Raw genomic sequence first — 19,382 nt, 5'->3', positions numbered from 1 at the left:
AGGGCGCAAGACAGAGCCGGGGCGGGCGGCGATTTTAGGGCGGCCGAGCAGCGATGTTGCAGGAGCGTCCCGGCACCTTGACCGCCACGCAAAGGCGACGATGCCTCACGACCCCTGTTGACGCTTTTTGTGGCACATGTCTTGCTGCCGCCCCTGACGAAGAAAAAAGAGGCGAAGGCCTCGTTCAGATCAGACCGATCGACATCAGCAGTGGGGATCAACGATGGATGAACACAAGTTGCGCGAGCTGGTTGCGGGCGTAAAGGACGGTGCTGTTTCGCGGCGCGCCTTCATTCAGCGATTGGCTGCCGTCGGCATCACCGCGCCGATCGCCTCGCAGATTCTGGCCTGGAACGACGTCGCGATGGCGCAGGCCTCGCTGGCCTACAAGCCGACCAAGGCCGGCGGCGGCGGGCCGCTCAAGCTCCTGCTCTGGCAGGCGCCGACGCTGCTCAACCCGCATTTCGCCAGCGGCACCAAGGATCAGATCGCCGGCCGCATCTTCTTCGAGCCGCTCGCCGGCTGGGACAAGGACGGCAACCTGACGCCGCAGCTGGCGGCCGAGGTTCCGACGCGGGCTAATGGCGGGCTCTCCGCCGACGGCACCGTCGTGACGTGGAAGCTGAAGCAGGGCGTCAAATGGCATGACGGCAAGCCCTTCACCGCCGACGACGTCGTCTTCACCTGGGAATACGCCGCCGACCCGGCGACCGCCGCCTACACCACCGGCTCCTACACCAACATCAAGGTCGAGAAGGTCGACGACCACACCGTCAAGGTCATCTTCAAGGAAGCAACGCCGTTCTGGGCCGATCCCTTCGTCGGCGTCGTCGGCCAGATTCTGCCCAAGCACCATTTCGGCGAGTACAAGGGCGCCAAGTCGCGCGAGGCGCCGGCCAATCTAAAGCCGGTCGGCACCGGCCCGTACAAGTTCGTCGACTTCAAGCCGGGTGACATTCTCATCGGCGCGCGGAACGAAGACTATCACGTCAAGAACCAGCCGCATTTCGACACGATCGAGGTCAAGGGCGGCGGCGACGCGGTCTCGGCGGCCCGGGCCGTGCTGCAGACCGGCGAATTCGACTATGCTTGGAACCTGCAGGTCGAGGACGAGGTCCTCAAGCGCATGGAGACCGGCGGCCGCGGCAAGGTCAGCGCGGTCGCCTCAGGCGACATCGAGTTCATCATCCTCAACACCACCGACCCATGGACCGAGGTCGATGGCGAGCGCTCCAGCGTCAAGACCAAGCACCCGACCCTTTCGGATCCCAAGGTCCGCGAGGCGTTCAACCTGCTGATCGACCGCGATTCCATCCAGAAATTCATCTATGGCCGCGGCGGCACCGCGACGGCGAGCTTCGTCAACGAGCCCAAGCAGTTCAAGTCGCAGAAGCTCAAATACGAATTCAACGTCGACAAGGCCAACAAGATCCTCGACGACGCCGGCTACAAGAAGGGCCCGGACGGCATCCGCGAGAAGGACGGCAAGAAGCTCAAGTACGTCTACCAGACCTCGATCAACGCTCCGCGCCAAAAGACGCAGGCGATCATCAAGCAGGCCTGCCAGAAGGCCGGCATCGATCTCGAGCTGAAGTCGGTGACGGCGTCGGTGTTCTTCTCCTCCGACGTCGCCAACCCCGACACCTACACCAAGCTCTATGTCGATATCGAAATGTACACGACCACCCAGCCGCAGCCCGATCCGGAACGCTTCCTCAACCAGTTCGTCTCCTGGGAGGTCGCCACCAAGGAGAACAAATGGCTGGGCCGGAACGTCTCGCGTTATTCCGACCCGGAGGCCGACAAGGCCTACAAGGCTGCCCAGAAGGAGCTCGACCCGGTCAAGCGCGCCGCGCTGCTGATCAAGGTCAACGAGATCTTCTGTGAAGCAAACGTGATCCTGCCGCTGCTCTCGCGCACCCGCGTCGCCGCCTCGGTGACCAACCTGATGCATGATCACAGCGGCTGGGACGTCGACACCTGGAACGTGGCCGCCTGGTATCGCAGCTGACGCAGGCTAAACCGCTCGCGGACGACGGACGCCGTCCGCGAGCGGCCCTCTGCCGCTTCCGCTCAGACCGCCTCGGCCCGATGGTGTCTCATCGCCATTAGCTCGCGCGGCTTGCTCCAGCGACACCCCGCTTCACGGGAATCCTAGATGGCGACTTATCTTCTGCGGCGATTGCTGATCGCCATTCCGAGCCTGCTCGGCATCAGCCTGATCCTGTTCACGGTTCTGGCGTTGGCGCCGGGCGATCCGTTCTCGGAAATGGCGACGAACCCCAACGTGCCGCCCGAGGTGCGCGAGGCCCTGCGTGCCAGCTTCGGTCTCAACGACCCGGTCATGGTGCGCTATCTGCGCTGGCTCTCCGCGATGGTGCAGGGCGATTGGGGCTTCTCCTTCGCCAGCCGCATCAATGTCGACACCCTGATCCTGCAGCGTGTGCCGACCACTCTCTTCGTCGTCGGCACCTCGCAGATCCTGGCGCTGTGCATTGCGCTGCCGGTCGGGATCTACGCGGCGACGCGGCCTTATTCAGTCTTCGACCAGATCGCCAACACGCTCGCCTTCGTCGGCTTCTCGCTGCCGACCTTCTTCACCGGCCTGCTGCTGATCCTGCTGTTCTCGATCAAGCTCGACTGGTTCCCCTTCGTCTACCGCTCCGACATCGCCGCGAGCGGCTGGCGCTGGTACTGGGAGATGTTCCGGCAGGCGATCATGCCGATCACGGTGCTCGGCCTGTTCCAGGCGGCTTCCTATACGCGCTATGTCCGCTCGGCGGTGCTCGACGTGATCCGGCTGGATTACGTCACCACGGCGCGCGCCAAGGGGCTCGGCGAGAAGACCGTCACATTGCGCCACATCACCCGCAATGCGCTGATCCCGGTGGTGACCCTGGTCGCGCTGCAGATGCCGGCGGTCTTCGGCGGTGCCATCGTCACCGAGCAGATCTTCCGGATTCCGGGCATCGGTTCGCTGCTGATCGATGCGATCCTCGCCAACGACACCCCCGTGATCATGGCCGTCACCTTCGTCTTTGCCTGCCTGGTCGTCCTCTTCAACCTCATCGCGGATTTGCTCTATGGCTGGCTCGACCCTCGCATCTCCTTCGGCTGATCCGGCCGTGGCCGCCGCCGCGGGAAACGTATCGGTCTCGCCCGGTCGCGAAACCTGGCGGCGCTTCCGCCGCCACCGGCTCGCCATGGCCAGCGCGGTCATCCTCGCCTCGCTGATCTTCGGCGTCGTCGTCGGCCCATGGCTCTGGCCCGTGCCGATCAACGACATCGATTTCTCGGCGCAGCTGCAGGGTCCGTCCTGGGCGCATCCCCTGGGCACCGACGATCTCGGTCAGGATATCCTGGCGCGGATGATGTATGGCGGGCGCATCTCGCTCGCCGTCGGCCTCGCCGCGATGGTGGTCGCGACCATCGTCGGCGTCGTAATCGGCGCCTCGGCCGGCATGTCGCGCAAGATCGCCGACCCTGCGCTGATGTGGGTGACCGATCTGTTCCTGTCGCTGCCACAGCTGCCGCTGCTGCTGCTGATCATCTACCTGTTCCGCGAGCAGCTGAAGGCGGTCTTCGGCGTCGAGGGCGGCGTCTTCATCCTGATCGTCGTCGTCATCGGCGGCCTGCGCTGGATGCCGGTCGCCCGGCTGGTGCGGGCGCAGTTCCTGTCGCTGCGCGAGAAGGAATTCGTCGAGGCCGCCAAGGCCCAGGGCGCCACCAAGTACCGCCAGATGACGCGCCATATCCTGCCCAACGCGGTCGGCCCGGTCATCGTCGCCTCGACGATCGAGGTCTCCTCGGCGATTATCGCGGAATCGACGCTGTCCTTCCTCGGCCTCGGCTTCCCGCCGGATATCCCGACCTGGGGGCGCCTGCTCTTCGACGCCAAGGACCACCTCGATACCGCCCCGCACTGGGCCCTGTTCCCCGGCGCGGCGATCTTCCTGACCGTGCTGTCGATCAATTTCATCGGCGACGGCCTGCGCGATGCGCTCGACCCGCGCCGCGTGATCTGAACGGCAGGACAAGGATCATGCCGGGCCCACAGCCCGGCATGCACAGCCTTGCTCACAGCTCCGCTGCATCGGAAGCTGCCTTGGGGCCGGCAGGACCTGCTGAGCATCGATGAAAAAGGGGTCTGGAAGGTCGATTATCCAGATGGAAGCGGCATGGCCAGCTAAGCCGTCAGCCGCATAATGGTGCCCCTGGCCGGAATCGAACCAGCACTCCTTGCGGAACTCGATTTTGAGTCGAGCGCGTCTACCAATTCCGCCACAGGGGCCCCTTTCGGGCGGGGCGGACTATAGCGATCGCCGAGGGCCGGTCAATCTCGCGTGAACACCCGTTGATGTAACGTCTGCCCCATGGACGGGCGCTCGCGCGCCCGCTAAGGGGCGGCGATGTTCGAACGACTTTATCTCTGGACGCTCTCGCTCGCCGCGCGCCGCAGTGCGCAAGCCTGGCTCGCCATCGTCGCTTTCATCGAGAGCTCCTTCTTCCTGATTCCGGCCGACGTGCTGTTCGTACCGATGGCACTGGCAAAGCCCGAGCGGGCCTATCGCCTTGCCTTGATTGCGACCATCTTCTCGACGCTCGGCGGCATCGCCGGCTACGCGCTCGGCTACTATGCCTTCGACGCGCTGGCGCGGCCGGTGCTCGCCTTCTACGGCAAGCTCGACGCCTTCGAGCAATTGCGCGCCTGCGCCGGTCCCGATACGACGCTGATCCTGTTGACCACCTCCGGCCTGGCGCATCTGCCGCCGATCAAGGTCGTGACCATCCTGGCCGGCGCCGTCCATATCGGGCTCGGCTTCTTCGTGCTCTCCTGCGTGCTCGCGCGTGGCGCCCGCTTCTTCGCGCTCGCCTTCCTGCTGCGCCGTTATGGCGAGACGATCCGGCATTTCATCGAGAAGCGGCTGAAGCTGATCGCGCTCGGCGGCGCTGCCCTCCTGATCCTGCTCTATTTCGGCCTCAAGCTGCTGACAGGCTCGGGCCAGCTCCTCTCCTGCTGAGTTATGCCATGACCGGCTTTTTCCCGCGCCTCCTCGCCGATCCCCGCCGCCTGATCGCGTTGATCGGGCTCGCGAGCCTCGCTTTGATCGCAGGCGCCTGGTTCTTCGAGCTGGTCCTGCACCTGCGTCCCTGCAAGCTCTGTCTCGAGCAGCGGGCGCCGCACTACGCCGCGATCGGACTGGCCGCGATCGCCCTGGTCTTCGCCCGCTCGCCCCGGCTCCAGATCGCCGCGCTGATCGGCCTGGCGCTGCTGATGGCCTGGAGCACCGGGCTCGGCGTCTATCACTCCGGCGTCGAATGGGGTGTCTTCGCCGGCCCGAATGATTGCGGCGGAACGCCTGCCCCGGCGGCAGCCGGCGTCCAGGACCTGATGAAGCAGCTGCAGACGACCCGCATCGTCTCCTGCACGGAAGCCGCCTGGCGCTTTCTCGGCCTCTCGCTCGCCGGCTGGAACGCGCTGGCGTCGCTGGGACTGCTCGTCGCGGCGGTGCTAGGGCTGAAGAGCGCGGTGAGAGTGGCTGGCGGTTCGCCAGCGTGAGTCGATTGGCGTGATCGCCGAGAACCGGCGCGCAGCGGATTAATCTCCGTGAGCACCGGAAGCGCGGGCGGTCGCGTCAAGCGGCCGCGCTGGTAGAACCGAGAGCCGCTCTCAGGGCTCGAGTTCGGAATCCCAGTAGAGATAATCGAGCCAGCTCTCGTGCAGATAGTTCGGCGGGAACAGCTTGCCGTTGCGGTGGAGGTCGTTGATCGACGGCGCGAACGGCTTCTGCATCGGGATCATCCCGACCGCCGTCGGCATCTTGTCGCCCTTCATCAGATTGCAGGGCGAGCAGGCTGCGACGACGTTCTCCCAGGTGGTGAGCCCGCCCTTCGAGCGCGGCACGACATGGTCGAAGGTCAGTTCATCGCGCGTGCCGCAATATTGGCAAGCAAAGCGGTCGCGCAGGAAGACGTTGAAGCGGGTGAAAGCCGGGATGCGCGAGGGCTTGATATAGGTTTTGAGCGAAACCACCGAGGGCAGCTTCATGTTGAAGCTCGGGCTGTGCACCACGGTGTCGTATTCGGAGACGATGTTGACGCGGTCCATGAAGACCGCCTTGATCGCGTCCTGCCAGCTCCATAACGAAAGCGGATAGTAGCTCAACGGCCGAAAATCGGCGTTGAGCACCAGCGCCGGACAACCGTCCGGCGAGGCCATCGGATGCATCACATGCGCCGTCACCCGTATCGCGCCTCCGCCTGCTGGGCCGCACGAATCCCGTAACGCATCAATGTAAGCGCGAGACGACAGGAATGTGAAGCCGCGATGTTGCGGCGCTAGAGCCCGTTCCGATCAACTTGCACCACAAGTTGATCGGAAAAACGGTCTCTAAACTCAAAGCGAGAGCCGGATCCGATCAGATTGAATCAATCTGATCGGATCCGGCTCTAAGCGTAGGCGTCAGCCGTCATTCACGGGCGAAGCGCAGCGCAGACCCGGGAATCTCGTGCAGAAGGAGGAACTGGATTCCGAGATGCTCGGCTCAAGGCCGAGCATGACGTGCGGATCTCAGCGCGTCGGAACGGGCTTCTCGCCACGATAATCGTAGAAGCCGCGCCCGGCCTTGCGGCCGAGCCAGCCGGCCTCGACATATTTCACCAGCAGCGGGCAGGGCCGGTACTTCGAATCGGCCAGCCCGTCATGCAGCACCTGCATCACCGACAGGCAGGTGTCGAGGCCGATGAAATCGGCGAGCTGGAGCGGGCCCATCGGGTGATTCGCGCCGAGCCGCATCGCCGTGTCGATCGCCTCGACCGAGCCGACGCCCTCATAGAGGGTGTAGACGGCCTCGTTGATCATCGGCAGCAGGATACGGTTGACGATGAAAGCCGGGAAATCCTCCGACACCGACGCCGTCTTGTGCAGCTTGGCGACGAACTCCTTGGCGAGCTCGAAGGTGTGGTCGTCGGTCGCAATGCCGCGGATCAGCTCGACGAGCTGCATCAATGGCACCGGATTCATAAAATGGATGCCGATGAAGCGCTCGGGCCGGTCGGTCGCGGCGGCAAGCCGGGTGATCGAGATCGACGAGGTATTGGACGCGAGCAGTGCATCCGGCCGCAGATGCGGGCAGATCGCGGTGAAGATCTTGCGCTTCACCTCCTCGCTCTCGGTCGCGGCCTCGATCACCAGATCGCAAGTGCCCAGATCCTCCAGCTTCGGCGCCGACGTGATTCGGGCCATCGCTGTACGGCGGTCCTCGTCGGCGATTGCGCCCTTGCTGACCTGCCGGGCCATATTGCCGTCGATCGTCGCGAGCGCTGCGTTGATGCGCTCCTCGGCGAGGTCGTGCAGCTTGATGTTAAAGCCCGCGACCGACGCGACATGGGCGATGCCGTTGCCCATCTGCCCTGCGCCGATGATGCCGACGGTCCTGATCTGTTGGTCCATGTGACGCTTCTGTTCCCCGAGGGAGCTGGCGCAGGCGGCCGGATGGCCGCCCGCGGCGCGACTTACTTGCCGACTTTTTCGAGTTCTTTGTCGAGCTCGGGCAGGATGGTGAAGAGGTCGCCGACGAGGCCGTAATCGGCGATCTGGAAGATCGGCGCCTCCTCGTCCTTGTTGATGGCGACGATGACCTTGGAGTCCTTCATGCCGGCCAGATGCTGGATCGCGCCGGAGATGCCGACCGCGACATAAAGGTCCGGCGCCACCACCTTGCCGGTCTGGCCAACCTGCCAGTCGTTCGGAGCGTAGCCGGCGTCGACCGCAGCGCGCGAAGCGCCCATTGCCGCGCCCAGGCGATCCGCCACCGGCTCGATCACCTTGGCGAAGTTCTCGGCCGAGGCGAGCGCGCGCCCACCCGAGACAATGATCTTGGCCGAGGCCAGCTCAGGCCGATCGGACTTGGCGACCTCTTCGCCCTTGAAGGACGAGGTGCCCGGGTTCTCAGCCGTCGCCGCATTCTCGATCGGTGCGGAGGCCGCCCCGTCGCCGGTCGCCTGGAAGGAAGCGCCGCGCACGGTGATGACCTTCTTGGAGTCAGCGGACTGCACCGTCTGGATGGCGTTGCCGGCATAGATCGGCCGCTCGAAGGTGTCGGCCGAGACGATCTTGGTGACTTCCGAGACCTGCATCACGTCGAGCAGCGCGGCGACGCGCGGCATCACGTTCTTGCCGGTGGTGGTGCCGGGCGCGACGAGCGCGTCATAGCCGGGCGCGAGCGAGACGATCAGCGCCGCCAGCGGCTCGGCGAGGCGATGCTCGTAAGACGCATCGTCGGCAAGCAGTACCTTCTCGACGCCGTCGAGCTTTGCAGCGGCCTCGGCGACGGCCTTGGCATTGTGACCGGCGACCAGCACATGCACGGGCGCGCCGAGCTGCTTGGCTGCGGTCAGCGCCTTGCGGGTGGCTTCGTTCAGGCTCTTGTTGTCGTGCTTGGCGAGCAGAAGGGTCGGCATCAGATCACCCCGGCAGTCTTGAGCTTGGAGACGAGTTCGGCAGCGTTCGCCACCTTGATGCCGGCCGAGCGGCCGGCGGGCTCGCTGGTCTTGATCACCTTGAGGCGCGGCGCGACGTCGACGCCGAGCGTCTCCGGCGTGGTTTCGTCGAGCGGCTTCTTCTTGGCCTTCATGATGTTGGGCAGCGAGGCATAGCGCGGCTCGTTCAGGCGCAGGTCCGTGGTCACGATCGCCGGCAGCTTGAGGGAGACGGTCTGCAGGCCGCCATCGACCTCGCGGGTGACGTCAGCCGAACCGTCGCCGATCACGACCTTCGAGGCGAACGTGCCTTGCGGCCAGCCGAGCAGCGCCGCCAGCATCTGGCCAGTCTGGTTGCAGTCGTCGTCGATCGCCTGCTTGCCCAGGATGACGAGTTCCGGCGTCTCCTGCTCGACGATCTTCTTCAGCAGCTTGGCCACCGCCAGGGGCTCGACGATGCCGTCGACTTTGACCAGGATGCCGCGATCGGCGCCCATGGCGAGGCCGGTGCGGATCGTCTCGGCCGCCTGCGCCGGCCCGACCGACACGACGATCACCTCGGTCGCCTTGCCCGCTTCCTTCAGCCGCAGCGCCTCTTCGACCGCGATCTCGTCGAACGGGTTCATCGACATCTTCACATTGGCCAGCTCGACGCCCGAGCCGTCCCCCTTCACGCGGATCTTCACATTGAAATCGACTACCCGCTTGACGGGGACAAGAATCTTCATGGGCGCTTCACCGGTTACGGAGAGATGGAGGCCGATCCGCCCGAGACGGCGATGGTCGGCATCGCGGCTCTCGGCTGAAATGCGGACGGACCGTAGCGACGGGGATTTGGGCTTGTCAACGCCATGAAAGTCACGGCTTGCCCGGCACGACGCGGCCAAACAGGCGCAACTCGCGCCGGATCAGCAGCGGCGTCAGCGCCGCTCCGGCGCCGAGCCCGCCGAGATGCGCCCACCAGCCGACAGCGCCCTGCTGGTCGAACAGCGCCGAGAGCAACTGGAACAGGATCCAGGCACCGAGCGCATACATCGCCGGGATGTGCAGCGGGATCCATTTGAAGGCGAGGCCCCAGATCCGCACGCGCGGATAGAGCATGAGATAGGAGGCGATCACGCCGGAGATGGCGCCGGACGCACCGATCAGCGGCTGCTCCGATTCGGGGTTCATCAACGCGTGCAACAACGCCCCGGCCATGCCGCAGAGCAGAAAGAAGACGAGGAAGCGCAGATGTCCCATCGCATCCTCGACATTGTCGCCGAAGACCCAGAGAAACAGCATGTTGCCGATCAGATGCGCGAAGCTGGCGTGCAGCATGATGCCGGTCATGAGCGTCAGCCAGGCCGGCGCCCTGAGCAGCTCCGGCGGCAATTGCGCTTCGCCGAACAGCACCGAGGGAATCGTGCCGAAGCCGGCCATGACCGCGATCTCGCTCGCCTCGCTGGTCCAGTGCATCAGCATGAGCCGCAGCACGATGCAGATCGCGATCAGCGCATAGGTGACATAGGCGACGCGGATGAAGCGCATCGGCACGCCGTCATGCAGCGGCACGAACATCGGATCAGCGGTTCTGGCCGGGGGTCCAGAGCACGTCGCCCCCTGCCCTGGCATTGAGGTGGCGGGAGGCGACGAAGAGGAAATCCGAGAGCCGGTTGATGAACTTCAGCGCCGGCTGGGCGACATTCTCGCCCTCGCCCTGCGACAATTCGACCATCAGCCGCTCCGCCCGCCGGCTGACCGTACGGGCGAGATGCAAGCTGGCCGCGCCCGGCGTGCCGCCGGGCAGCACGAAGGAGCGCAGCGTCCCGAGCGGCCGGTTGAGCTGGTCGATCTCGGCCTCGAGCCGGTCAACCTGAGTCTGCAGGATTCTGAGCGGCTCGAAGGCCGGCTTCTCGCCGGTATCGGGCGAGGCGAGCTCGGCGCCGAGGTCGAACAGGTCGTTCTGGATGCGCCCGAGCATCGCGTCGAGCTCCGGATCTTCGCTCGCACAATGCAGCCGCGCCAGACCGATACAGGCATTGGTCTCGTCGACAGTGCCGTAGGCGGAAACGCGCAGGTCGAACTTGGCCCGGCGAGCGCCGCTGGCGAGCGCCGTGGTGCCGTCGTCGCCGGTGCGGGTGTAGATGCGATTGAGAACGACCATGACCGAGTTATAGCGCGCCGCTGCGCCGGCGGAAGGGGCATCCTCACACCATCGCCAGGGGCAGAAGTCCCGGCTCCTTCAGCGTCTCCAGCGCGATCTCCGAGCGCACCCGCGCCACGCTCTCATGCGGCAGCAGCACCTCGTTGACGAGGCGCGCCAGCTCCTTGAGATCGCCGACTGCGACTTTCAGCATGTAATCGGCCTCGCCGGTCAGGGCGTGCGCCTCGAGCACGGCCGGCGTCAGCTTCACCAGGTCGCGAAAGCGCCGGGCATTGTCGCGCGAATGGGTGTTGAGCGCGACATGAATGAAGACGGTGACCGAGAGTCCGATCGCCTCTGGATCGATCAGCGCGCGATAGCCGCGGATGGTGCCCGCGTTTTCCAGCGCCTGCCGCCGCCGCGAGACCTGGCTGGCGGAGAGGCCGACGCGTTCGGCGAGGGCGCCATTGGTCAGCGAGGCATCCTGCTGCAGGGCTTCGAGCAGGCGCCAGTCGAAAGCGTCGAGCTGCGGCATTCCGTGAGCCCTCCTGCACTTTCATGCACGATCCGTGCGAATTCAACCCGAGAGTCCAGAGTTTTGCAAACTCTTCGCCATCCGAATGCGCGAGGATCGGTCAACCAAGCATTCTCAGGAGGACACCGCATGGGACCGTTCCCGCACGACTCAGCCCCGCCGGCCATTTCCGACGCCAACCCGATGGGCACCGACGGCTTCGAATTCGTTGAATACGCCCATCCCGAGCCCGAGAAGCTCGGCGAACTCTTTAAGACCATGGGCTTCACCAAGGTCGCCAGGCATCGCTCCAAGAACGTGACGCTCTATCGCCAGGGCGACGTCAATTTCATCGTCAACGCCGAGCCGGATTCCTTCGCGCAGGGCTTCGCTGCTGAGCACGGCCCCTGCGCTTGCGCCATGGCCTTCCGCGTCGTCGATGCCAAGCACGCCTTCGAGCGCGCGGTGTCGCTCGGCGCCGAACCCTATGAGAGCAAGGTCGGCCCCGGCGAACTGCAAATCCCGGCTGTGAAAGGCATCGGCGGCTCGCTGCTCTATTTCGTCGATCGCTACGGCGAGAAGGGCTCGATCTACGACGTCGACTTCGAATGGCTCGGCGAGACGGATCCGCATCCCGAGCAGGCCGGAATGTATTATCTCGACCACCTCACCCATAACGTCATGCGCGGCCGCATGGACTATTGGGCCGGTTGGTATGGCGATCTCTTCAATTTCCGCGAGATCCGTTTCTTCAACATCGAGGGCAAGCTCACCGGCCTGATCTCGCGGGCGCTGACCTCGCCCTGCGGCAAGATCCGCATCCCGATCAACGAATCCCTCGACGACAAGAGTCAGATCGAGGAGTACCTGCGCCAGTACAAGGGCGAGGGCATCCAGCACGTCGCGCTCGGTGCGCGCGACATCTACGCCAGTGTCGAGCAGCTCCGGCACAACGGCCTGCCCTTCATGCCCTCACCGCCCGAGACCTATTACGAGAAGATCGACGGCCGCGTGCCGAACCATGGCGAGCCGGTGCCGCGGTTGAAGCAGAATGGCATCCTGATCGACGGCGAGGGCGCGGTCGCGCTCGGCGACAAGGCCGGCCGGATGAGCAAGGTGCTGCTGCAGATCTTCTCTGCCACCGTGGTCGGGCCGATCTTCTTCGAGTTCATCCAGCGCAAGGGCGATGACGGCTTCGGCGAGGGCAATTTCCGCGCTCTGTTCGAGTCGATCGAGGAAGATCAGATCCGCCGCGGCGTGCTGAAGCCGCAAGCGGCGGAGTAGCGGATTCGCCCTGCGAATCCTTGCAATCTTCTCCCGCACAAGCGGGAGAAGATCCTCTCTTTCACGTGATCATGCTGGCTTTGACCTGACCTTGCCGCCTCCCTGGAATGGGCGTAGCCCTTTGTCGATGCGCCGGCCCAAAAAGGCGCGCAGCTAGGGAAAACGACCATGGCGACAGCGTCGGCAGAGGTCTTGCGGGGCCATCAGGGCCCATGGTGGACCCATCTCTATGTCCAGGTGCTGACCGCGATCGCCATCGGCGTGCTGCTCGGCCATTTCTATCCCCAGACCGGCGAAGCGATGAAGCCGCTGGGCGACGCCTTTATCAAGGCGATCAAGATGATCATCGCCCCGATCATCTTCCTTACCGTCGTTCACGGCGTCGCCTCGATGGACGACATGAAGAAGGTCGGCCGGGTCGGCCTGAAAGCGCTGATCTATTTCGAGGCCGTCACCACGCTGGCGCTGATCGTCGGCCTCGTCGTGGTCAATCTCTGGAAGCCGGGCGCCGGCATGAACGTCGATCCCTCGACGATCAACACCTCCGGCATCGCCGCCTTCACCGCCAAGGCGCATGACCAGAGCACCCTCGCCTTCCTGATGGGGATCATCCCCGAGACGGTGGTCGGCGCCTTCGCCAATGGCGAAATCCTGCAGGTGCTGTTCTTCGCCCTGCTCTTCGCCTTCGGCCTGCAGATGCTGGGCGAGCGCGGCAAGGCGGTGCTGCACTTCATCGACGACATCGCCCAGATCTTCTTCAAGATCGTCGGCATCATCATGAAGGCCGCCCCAATCGGCGCCTTCGGCGCCATGGCCTTCACCATCGGCAAGTTCGGTGTCGGGACCCTGCTCTCGCTCGGCTCGTTCATGGCCGCGTTCTACACGACCTGCCTGATCTTCATCTTCCTGGTGCTCGGCACGATCGCGCGGCTCGCCGGCTTCTCGATCCTGAAGTTCATCGCCTTCATCAAGGAGGAGCTCCTGATCGTGCTCGGCACCTCCTCCTCCGAGAGCGTGCTGCCGCGCATGATCGCCAAGATGACCCATCTCGGCTGCAAGGAGAGCGTGGTCGGCTTGGTGATCCCGACCGGCTATTCCTTCAATCTCGATGGCACCTGCATCTATCTGACCATGGCCGCCGTCTTCCTGGCGCAGGCGACAAATACCGACCTTTCCCTGTCGCAGGAGATCGGCATCATCGCCGTCCTACTCTTGACCTCGAAGGGCGCAGCCGGCGTCACCGGCTCGGGCTTCATCGTGCTCGCCGCAACGCTCGCCACGGTCGGCCATATCCCGGTCGCCTCGATCGCGCTGATCCTCGGCATCGATCGCTTCATGTCGGAGGCGCGCGCGCTCACCAACCTGATCGGCAACGGCGTCGCCACCATCGTCGTCTCGAAATGGGAGAACTCGCTCGACGAAAACCGGATGCAGCGCATTCTCGCCAAGGAGACTGGCTTCGACGCCGACGAGCCCGAGCGGATCGCGGTCTAGCGCATCACGCCGCCAACCTCGATAAGGCCATCGCCTCGCGCAGCGCCTGCGCGAAATGACGTGCGGCGATGCTCGCCTGCGGCGCGATCACCAGCGCGACCGAGAGCTCGAACAGCGACGGCAGGTTCTCGGATGGCTCGAGCCGGCGCAGGGACGCCGGCGCGGCACTCTCGGTGATTGCGGTGACGCACAGGCCCGCTTCCACCGCCGAGAGCAAACCGGCCATATGCGATGACGAGAACACCAGCCGGTGCGGCCGCTCCGACGCCTGCAGCGCGCTCAGGATGCGCGGACGCGCCCGGCAGCCCTCGTTGAACAGGCCGAGCGGCAGCACTTCGCTGAGTTCCGGCCGGTGGCCACGGGCCGCGACCCAGACCAGCGGCTCGCGCCTGAGGCGCTCGCCCTTTGGTCGGCCGGGGTCCTGCGTGATCACCGCAAGATCGAGCTCGCCTGCCGCTACTGCCGGCTCGATCCGCTTCGAGAGCTCGCAATGCACCTCGATCTCGACACGCGGATGCTCCTCGGCGAAGCGCACGATCAGCGGCCTGAGGTAAGCGTCGACATAATCGTCCGGCAGCCCGATGCGCAGGCGTCCCACGGCCTTGTCGCCCTCTAGCTCGGCCCGCGCCTCACGTTCGATCGCGAGCAGGCGGCGGGCCTGGGCGAGCAAGCGCTCGCCCGCCTGCGTCGGCGTGACGCCGCGGCGCGAGCGCTCCAGCAACTGCTTGCCGAGCGCAGCCTCGAGATCCTGGATGCGGCCGGAAACCGCCGATTGCGTGCGTCCGAGCCTTTGACCGGCCGCGGTGAAGCCGCCGGTCTCGGCGACGGCGACGAGCATGGCGAGCGCATCGAGATCGAGATGGGTCGACATCATCGCTCCAACGGAAATGACGATAGATGAATCAGAATAATCCGTTTTTCCGATTGCCGGAAGCGCCTTATATTCCGGGGATAGGTTGACCGTCCTTCCAGATAGGCCGCGCAGCGGCGCAGCTCCGAAGTCCATCAGGAGGCGTAGAAGCCTCGGATGGATTCCGGTGCTTGACTGCGCTCCGGCCGGAATGACGGCGTCCTGTCGCAATCGGTCGATCCTGGCCGCTACCGAAAGCCGTCCGATGTCCGCCCCGAGCCTTGCCGTGCCCGATCGTCCCGCCACACCCGCGCTCGCCATGTTCCTGGCGCTGCTGCTCGGCACGACCTGCATCGGCTTCTCCGGCATCTTCGTGCGCTTCGCCGATGTCGGCCCGGCCGCGGCCGGCTTCTGGCGCATGGCCTTCGCCCTGCCGGTCCTCGCCGCCTGGATGGCTCTGGAGGATCGCGGCGGCAACACGAACGGCGTCAGGTCCGGCGCCATGCTGCCGATCGCGCTTGCCGGCCTCGCCTTCGGCGTCGATGTCGTTCTCTACAATGCCTCGATCGGCTTCACCTCGATCGTCAATGCGTCGCTGCTCGGCAATCTCTCGCCGGTCGGCGTCATCCTCGGCGGCTGGCTGCTGTTCCGCGAAAAGCCGACGCGGCGCATCCTCGGCGCACTGCTGCTCGCCGTCGGCGGCGCCGGCATGCTCGTGCTGCCAAAGCTGTCGGGAAGCGCAGTGACGCCGCTCTCAGGCACCGGCCTGTTCGGTGACGGCCTCGCCATCGGCGCCGCCTTCTCCTACGCGGCCTATATCCTCGCCGTGCGCCGCGCCCGCAACCGTGCCGCCGCCGGGCGTATCAGCCTGATCTCCAGCGCCATCTGCGCCGTGTTCTGCCTCGTCGCAGCGCTCGGCCTCGGCGAGACCATCCTGCCGCAGAGCCTCACCGGCTGGCTCGCCGTCGCCGCGCTCGGCCTCATCTCGCACGCCATGGGCCAGGGCCTGATCACGCTGGCGCTCGGCCATTACGGCGCCAATGCCGCCTCGCTGGTCATGGTCTGGCCGGCGCTGGTCTCGGTGCTGGCAGCCTGGGCGATCTTCGCCGAGCAGCCCTCGCCTGCGCAGGCTTTTGGCGGCGTCGCAATCCTGGCGGCGGTGCTGATGGTGCGGAAGGGCTGAAACCAGCCTCGAACCGCGGGATCAAACGGCGACGAGAGCGGGTTCATCGCGCCGCTCTCTACCGCTCGCGTAGTCGAATTGACACAATGCAAACTAAAATGCCGTTTGACCGCTGATATTTCCGGCGCACAGTCTGCTCTGCCTCATCCAGAGGCGGGGGAGAGCTAACCATGATCGCTCGGGTTTCCGCTTTTGTCTTCACTTGCCTCTTAGTCAGCGCTCCAGCAAGCGCGCAGTCGCGGCAGTTTGGTCCAGCGACCGGAACCGTCTCCATCCGGCAGGTGCAAGTCGCCTTTATCGGCTCGGGCGCGATCGGCGGCGGCACGCTCCGCTTCAACAAGCGCAGTTACGACATCACCGTCGGCGGCCTCGGTATTGGTGGCATCGGCGCCTCGCGCCTGACCGCGACCGGTTCGGTCTACCGCCTGGCCAATGTCGAGGATTTCACCGGCGCGTACATCCAGATCCGCGAGGGCTGGGCGATCGGCGATGAAGGCCGCGGTACACTCTGGCTTCGCAATGCCAAGGGCGTGGTCATGCGCCTCGCCACGAAGCGCCGGGGCCTGCAGCTCTCGCTCGGCGCCGATGGCGTGCTGATCGGCTTCAAGCAATAGGCCGCCGCGGCCGCGCAAGCCCGGCAGGCTGATGCTGCGGAGGGTTGGAACTCCGTCCCGTCCGCAGCGGATCGTCGTTCCATCAGTTTGCCGGCGCGTAGCGCAGAATCACCGTGCCGTTCTTGAGCGGGCGGTTCTCGAGCAGATCGAGCTTCTGCAGCTCGCTACTGGGCTTGAAGAACGGCGTGCCCGCACCGAGCCGCAGCGGCGCCACCGCCAGCATCAGCTCGTCGATCTGCTTTTCCTTCAGCAAGGCATCGACCAGTTCGGCGCTGCCAAAGATCAAGATGTCCTTGCCCGGCACAGCCCGCAGCTTGGCGATCTCGGCTGCAATGTCGGCGGTGACGCGGGTGTTGTTCCAGTCCGAGCCCGTGAGCGTGCGCGAGGCAACCAGCTTGGGCAGCGCATTCATGTAGCGCGCGACCTCGCTGTCCTCGGCCGTCTCCCAATAGGCCCTCATCCCGTCATGGGTGACGCGGCCGAAGACGAGAAGCTGGGCGCGCTGGCCGAATTCCTTGCTGAGCGCGTCGAGCTCCTCGCCCCAGGCCTCGTTGTGAAACGAGAGGTCCCACTTTTCCGTGCCTTCGAAATATCCGTCGAGTGTCACGAGGTTCCAGGCGATCACCTTGGCCATCAGATCCTCCATGCAGGCGCCGTCTCGGCGCCACCAAAACCGCTTGCGATTTGCAAGCAGTTGGCTTCTAGCGAAACCGATTGTAGAATGCAAGCAGTTTTGGAGACGCACATGAGAGAGACCGGCCGCTCGGGCTGCCCGATCAATCTGACACTGGAAATCCTCGGGGATCGCTGGAGCCTGATCGTCCTGCGCGACATGATGTTCGGCAATCGCCGGCACTTCCGTGAATTGCTGGCGAAATCGGACGAGGGCATCGCCTCGAACATCCTCGCCGACCGGCTAAAGCGCCTGCTTGAGAACGAGCTGATCTCGCGTCGCGACGACGCCAGCCACAAGCAGAAAGGCATCTACAGCCTGACCGAGATGGGGATTTCGCTGGTGCCGGTCTTCGCAGCGATGGCCGACTGGGGCCGGCGCTTCCTGCCGGTGACGCCGGAGATGTCGATCCGCGCCGAGATCCTGGCCGAGGGCGGCCCGGCGCTCTGGCAGAAGTTCATGGCGGAGCTGCGCTTTCTCCATCTCGACGCGCCGCGACCGGCCCAATCCGTGCTCGATGAGCTGACCGAGGCCTATCGCTGCGCGGTGGAGCGCAAGCGCGCGGCCGACGCCGAACCGGAAGCGGTGTGAAGCCCGCCCGATTGAGCCATCTCGCAGGCAGATTGATCAAAACCCCTCCTGAGACGTTTAGCCGGCAGGAGGAAATGATCATGACGCGACATCGCATGACGAAGGCGCTCGCCGCGGCGGCACTGTTCGTGCTGGCTCAGCCGGGCGCCGCAGAGCAGGAAGCCGGCAGCAGCGAGGCGAGTTTCCTGAGTTCCCTCGAAGGCCGCTTCAGCGGCAATGGCACACTCCAGAATGCCGGCGGCAGCAGCCGCTCGCTGAAGTGCGAGTTCAATGGCGACCAGGAAGGCTCCCGCCTGAGCCTCGACGGCAGCTGCACCACCGCGGCCATCCTCAGCGCCACGATACGGATCGAACTGCGCCACGATCCGAAGACCGGACGCTATGCCGGGACGTTCAAGGAGAGCACCGGGACGGTGGCGAACCTAGCCGGCGTGCGGCAGGGCCAGCGGCTGACGCTCGCCTTCAACGAGACGGCAGAAAGCGTCCGCCCGAACCCGCCCGCGACCCTGACGATCTCCCGCCAGCAGGACCGCGTGGCGCTGACGCTGCGTGGCAGCCAGCCGGGCCAGGGGCAGAACCTCGACCTGTCGCTGCGGGAGAATTAGGACGGCGTTCGCTGTGCCTGCGGTCCGGAAGGGACAACTTGGCTCAGCCGTCAGGCAACGAGCGCTGACGCCCCCGCTGGAGGGAGTGGCCTTTCGCTTGGCCGCGGCACAGGCAGGTAGCCCGCATACTCCATCGAAAACGCCGCTCTGCCCTGAGAGTTGGCTGCAAGTGAATTGTGGAAGCCGAACATGTTGGCCAGCGGCACCATCGCGTTGACGACGACGGCGTTGCCGCGCATGTCCTGGCCTTGGATCTGGCCGCGCCGGGAGTTCAGGTCGCCGATGACCGAGCCGGTATAGTCTTCAGGCGTCACCACCTCGACCTTCATGATCGGCTCGAGCAGCACCGAGCCGCCCTTCTGCAGGCCCTCGCGCAGAGCAGCGCGGGACGCGATCTCGAAGGAGAGAGCCGACGAATCGACCTCGTGGAAGGCGCCGTCGATCAGCGTGACCTTGACGTCGACGACCGGGAAACCGGCGAGCACGCCGGAACCGATGACCGAGTTGAGGCCCTTCTCGACGCCGGGGATATACTCCTTCGGCACCGAGCCGCCGACGACCTTCGACTCGAACTCGAAGCCCTTGCCGGTCTCGTTCGGCTCGATGATCAGCTTGACGCGGGCGAACTGGCCCGTACCGCCGGTCTGCTTCTTGTGGGTGTAGTCGATCTCGGCCTTCTTGGTCAGCGTCTCGCGATAGGCAACCTGCGGCGCGCCGATATTGGCATCGACCTTGTAGGTCCGGCGCAGGATGTCGACCTTGATGTCGAGATGCAGCTCGCCCATGCCCTTGAGAATGGTCTGGCCGCTCTCCTGGTCGGTCGAGACGCGGAAGGACGGATCCTCGTTCGCGAGCTTCGACAGCGCCAGGCCAAGCTTCTCCTGGTCGGCCTTCGACTTCGGCTCGATCGCGATCGTGATCAATGGCCAGGGAGCGGCGGAGATTGTTTCCATACGCAGCCACTCCGA

20 protein-coding genes, 1 tRNA gene and 1 pseudogene are annotated in these 19,382 nt (G+C 65.2%); 11 read left to right on the top strand and 11 right to left on the bottom strand.

The genetic code is table 11. From position 1 onward, the window contains the following. Positions 1 to 223: 223 nt before the first annotated feature. The 3 genes from ACSQ3M_RS16115 to ACSQ3M_RS16105 all read left to right on the top strand — a co-directional run bounded on the left by ACSQ3M_RS16115 (position 224) and on the right by ACSQ3M_RS16105 (position 4,025). The gene (locus ACSQ3M_RS16115; protein ID WP_436151091.1) at positions 224 to 2,011 is read left to right on the top strand and encodes a peptide ABC transporter substrate-binding protein; all 1,788 of its coding nucleotides are present in this window, start codon (positions 224 to 226) and stop codon (positions 2,009 to 2,011) included. A gap of 147 nt (positions 2,012 to 2,158) precedes the next feature. Then, entirely contained in the window at positions 2,159 to 3,118 is a 960-nt protein-coding gene (locus ACSQ3M_RS16110) for an ABC transporter permease (RefSeq protein ID WP_436151090.1), read from the top strand. Beyond that, complete coding sequence (locus ACSQ3M_RS16105) at positions 3,084 to 4,025, top strand: ABC transporter permease (protein WP_436151089.1); 942 nt, start codon at positions 3,084 to 3,086, stop codon at positions 4,023 to 4,025. The genes ACSQ3M_RS16110 and ACSQ3M_RS16105 overlap by 35 nt, the downstream gene beginning before the upstream one ends. A 181-nt stretch (positions 4,026 to 4,206) precedes the next feature. On the opposite strand, the gene ACSQ3M_RS16100 is transcribed toward ACSQ3M_RS16105, so the two are convergent. Further along, positions 4,207 to 4,291: transfer RNA gene (locus ACSQ3M_RS16100), tRNA-Leu, on the bottom strand. Positions 4,292 to 4,409: 118 nt separating this feature from the next. Here ACSQ3M_RS16100 and ACSQ3M_RS16095 point away from each other — a divergent pair. Both ACSQ3M_RS16095 and ACSQ3M_RS16090 read left to right on the top strand, forming a co-directional pair. Next, entirely contained in the window at positions 4,410 to 5,021 is a 612-nt protein-coding gene (locus ACSQ3M_RS16095) for a YqaA family protein (RefSeq protein ID WP_436151088.1), read from the top strand. A gap of 8 nt (positions 5,022 to 5,029) precedes the next feature. Then, positions 5,030 to 5,560, top strand: a complete 531-nt coding sequence (locus ACSQ3M_RS16090) for a disulfide bond formation protein B (protein ID WP_436151087.1) — start codon at positions 5,030 to 5,032, stop codon at positions 5,558 to 5,560. A 111-nt stretch (positions 5,561 to 5,671) separates the two neighbouring features. On the opposite strand, the gene ACSQ3M_RS16085 is transcribed toward ACSQ3M_RS16090, so the two are convergent. The 7 genes from ACSQ3M_RS16085 to ACSQ3M_RS16055 form a co-directional block, all read right to left on the bottom strand. After that, a complete protein-coding gene (locus tag ACSQ3M_RS16085) occupies positions 5,672 to 6,229 on the bottom strand; it encodes an HNH endonuclease (RefSeq protein ID WP_436151533.1) in 558 nt (185 codons plus the stop codon). A gap of 342 nt (positions 6,230 to 6,571) precedes the next feature. Continuing rightward, on the bottom strand, positions 6,572 to 7,453 hold the full coding sequence (locus ACSQ3M_RS16080) for a 3-hydroxybutyryl-CoA dehydrogenase (protein ID WP_436151086.1): 882 nt from the start codon (positions 7,451 to 7,453) through the stop codon (positions 6,572 to 6,574). Between the two features lie 62 nt (positions 7,454 to 7,515). Then, on the bottom strand, positions 7,516 to 8,463 hold the full coding sequence (locus ACSQ3M_RS16075; protein ID WP_436151085.1) for an electron transfer flavoprotein subunit alpha/FixB family protein: 948 nt from the start codon (positions 8,461 to 8,463) through the stop codon (positions 7,516 to 7,518). After that, positions 8,463 to 9,209 carry an electron transfer flavoprotein subunit beta/FixA family protein gene (locus ACSQ3M_RS16070; RefSeq protein WP_436151084.1) on the bottom strand — a complete coding sequence of 249 codons (747 nt, stop codon included), beginning with the start codon at positions 9,207 to 9,209 and terminating at the stop codon, positions 8,463 to 8,465. Before ACSQ3M_RS16070 ends, ACSQ3M_RS16075 begins: the two co-directional genes overlap by 1 nt. A gap of 130 nt (positions 9,210 to 9,339) precedes the next feature. Continuing rightward, on the bottom strand, positions 9,340 to 10,041 hold the full coding sequence (locus ACSQ3M_RS16065) for a rhomboid family intramembrane serine protease (protein ID WP_436151083.1): 702 nt from the start codon (positions 10,039 to 10,041) through the stop codon (positions 9,340 to 9,342). A gap of 4 nt (positions 10,042 to 10,045) precedes the next feature. Next, entirely contained in the window at positions 10,046 to 10,627 is a 582-nt protein-coding gene (locus ACSQ3M_RS16060) for a cob(I)yrinic acid a,c-diamide adenosyltransferase (RefSeq protein ID WP_436151082.1), read from the bottom strand. A 43-nt stretch (positions 10,628 to 10,670) separates the two neighbouring features. Further along, complete coding sequence (locus tag ACSQ3M_RS16055; RefSeq protein ID WP_436151081.1) at positions 10,671 to 11,141, bottom strand: Lrp/AsnC family transcriptional regulator; 471 nt, start codon at positions 11,139 to 11,141, stop codon at positions 10,671 to 10,673. Between the two features lie 129 nt (positions 11,142 to 11,270). Between ACSQ3M_RS16055 and hppD the strand changes: the two genes are divergently transcribed. After that, positions 11,271 to 12,404 carry a 4-hydroxyphenylpyruvate dioxygenase gene (gene hppD, locus ACSQ3M_RS16050; protein ID WP_436151080.1) on the top strand — a complete coding sequence of 378 codons (1,134 nt, stop codon included), beginning with the start codon at positions 11,271 to 11,273 and terminating at the stop codon, positions 12,402 to 12,404. A gap of 168 nt (positions 12,405 to 12,572) precedes the next feature. Further along, the gene (locus tag ACSQ3M_RS16045; RefSeq protein WP_436151079.1) at positions 12,573 to 13,898 is read left to right on the top strand and encodes a dicarboxylate/amino acid:cation symporter; all 1,326 of its coding nucleotides are present in this window, start codon (positions 12,573 to 12,575) and stop codon (positions 13,896 to 13,898) included. A 4-nt stretch (positions 13,899 to 13,902) separates the two neighbouring features. Here ACSQ3M_RS16045 and ACSQ3M_RS16040 read toward each other — a convergent pair whose 3' ends face one another. Continuing rightward, entirely contained in the window at positions 13,903 to 14,769 is an 867-nt protein-coding gene (locus ACSQ3M_RS16040) for a LysR family transcriptional regulator (protein ID WP_436151078.1), read from the bottom strand. A 244-nt stretch (positions 14,770 to 15,013) separates the two neighbouring features. On the opposite strand from ACSQ3M_RS16040, the gene ACSQ3M_RS16035 reads away from it, so the two are divergent. Together ACSQ3M_RS16035 and ACSQ3M_RS16030 are read left to right on the top strand one after the other, a co-directional pair. Then, the gene (locus ACSQ3M_RS16035; protein WP_436151077.1) at positions 15,014 to 15,931 is read left to right on the top strand and encodes a DMT family transporter; all 918 of its coding nucleotides are present in this window, start codon (positions 15,014 to 15,016) and stop codon (positions 15,929 to 15,931) included. Positions 15,932 to 16,101: 170 nt separating this feature from the next. Beyond that, complete coding sequence (locus tag ACSQ3M_RS16030; protein WP_436151076.1) at positions 16,102 to 16,545, top strand: hypothetical protein; 444 nt, start codon at positions 16,102 to 16,104, stop codon at positions 16,543 to 16,545. 82 nt (positions 16,546 to 16,627) lie between these two features. On the opposite strand, the gene ACSQ3M_RS16025 is transcribed toward ACSQ3M_RS16030, so the two are convergent. After that, on the bottom strand, positions 16,628 to 17,179 hold the full coding sequence (locus ACSQ3M_RS16025; RefSeq protein WP_436151075.1) for a dihydrofolate reductase family protein: 552 nt from the start codon (positions 17,177 to 17,179) through the stop codon (positions 16,628 to 16,630). Between the two features lie 111 nt (positions 17,180 to 17,290). Here ACSQ3M_RS16025 and ACSQ3M_RS16020 point away from each other — a divergent pair, with 111 nt between their 5' ends. Next, positions 17,291 to 17,809: a winged helix-turn-helix transcriptional regulator gene (locus ACSQ3M_RS16020; RefSeq protein ID WP_436151074.1), complete on the top strand. Its 519-nt coding sequence runs from the start codon at positions 17,291 to 17,293 to the stop codon at positions 17,807 to 17,809. 80 nt (positions 17,810 to 17,889) lie between these two features. Next, on the top strand, positions 17,890 to 18,414 hold the full coding sequence (locus ACSQ3M_RS16015; protein ID WP_436151073.1) for a hypothetical protein: 525 nt from the start codon (positions 17,890 to 17,892) through the stop codon (positions 18,412 to 18,414). A 50-nt stretch (positions 18,415 to 18,464) separates the two neighbouring features. On the opposite strand, the pseudogene fusA reads toward ACSQ3M_RS16015, so the two are convergent. Beyond that, positions 18,465 to 19,346: pseudogene (gene fusA / locus ACSQ3M_RS16010) on the bottom strand (elongation factor G); the annotation flags it as partial. Positions 19,347 to 19,382: the final 36 nt, after the last annotated feature.

The organism is Allobosea sp. LjRoot90 (assembly GCF_964254315.1).
In the GTDB taxonomy this organism is placed as follows: Bacteria; Pseudomonadota; Alphaproteobacteria; order Rhizobiales; family Beijerinckiaceae; genus Allobosea.
This window is presented reverse-complemented; position numbering and strand designations above follow the sequence as displayed.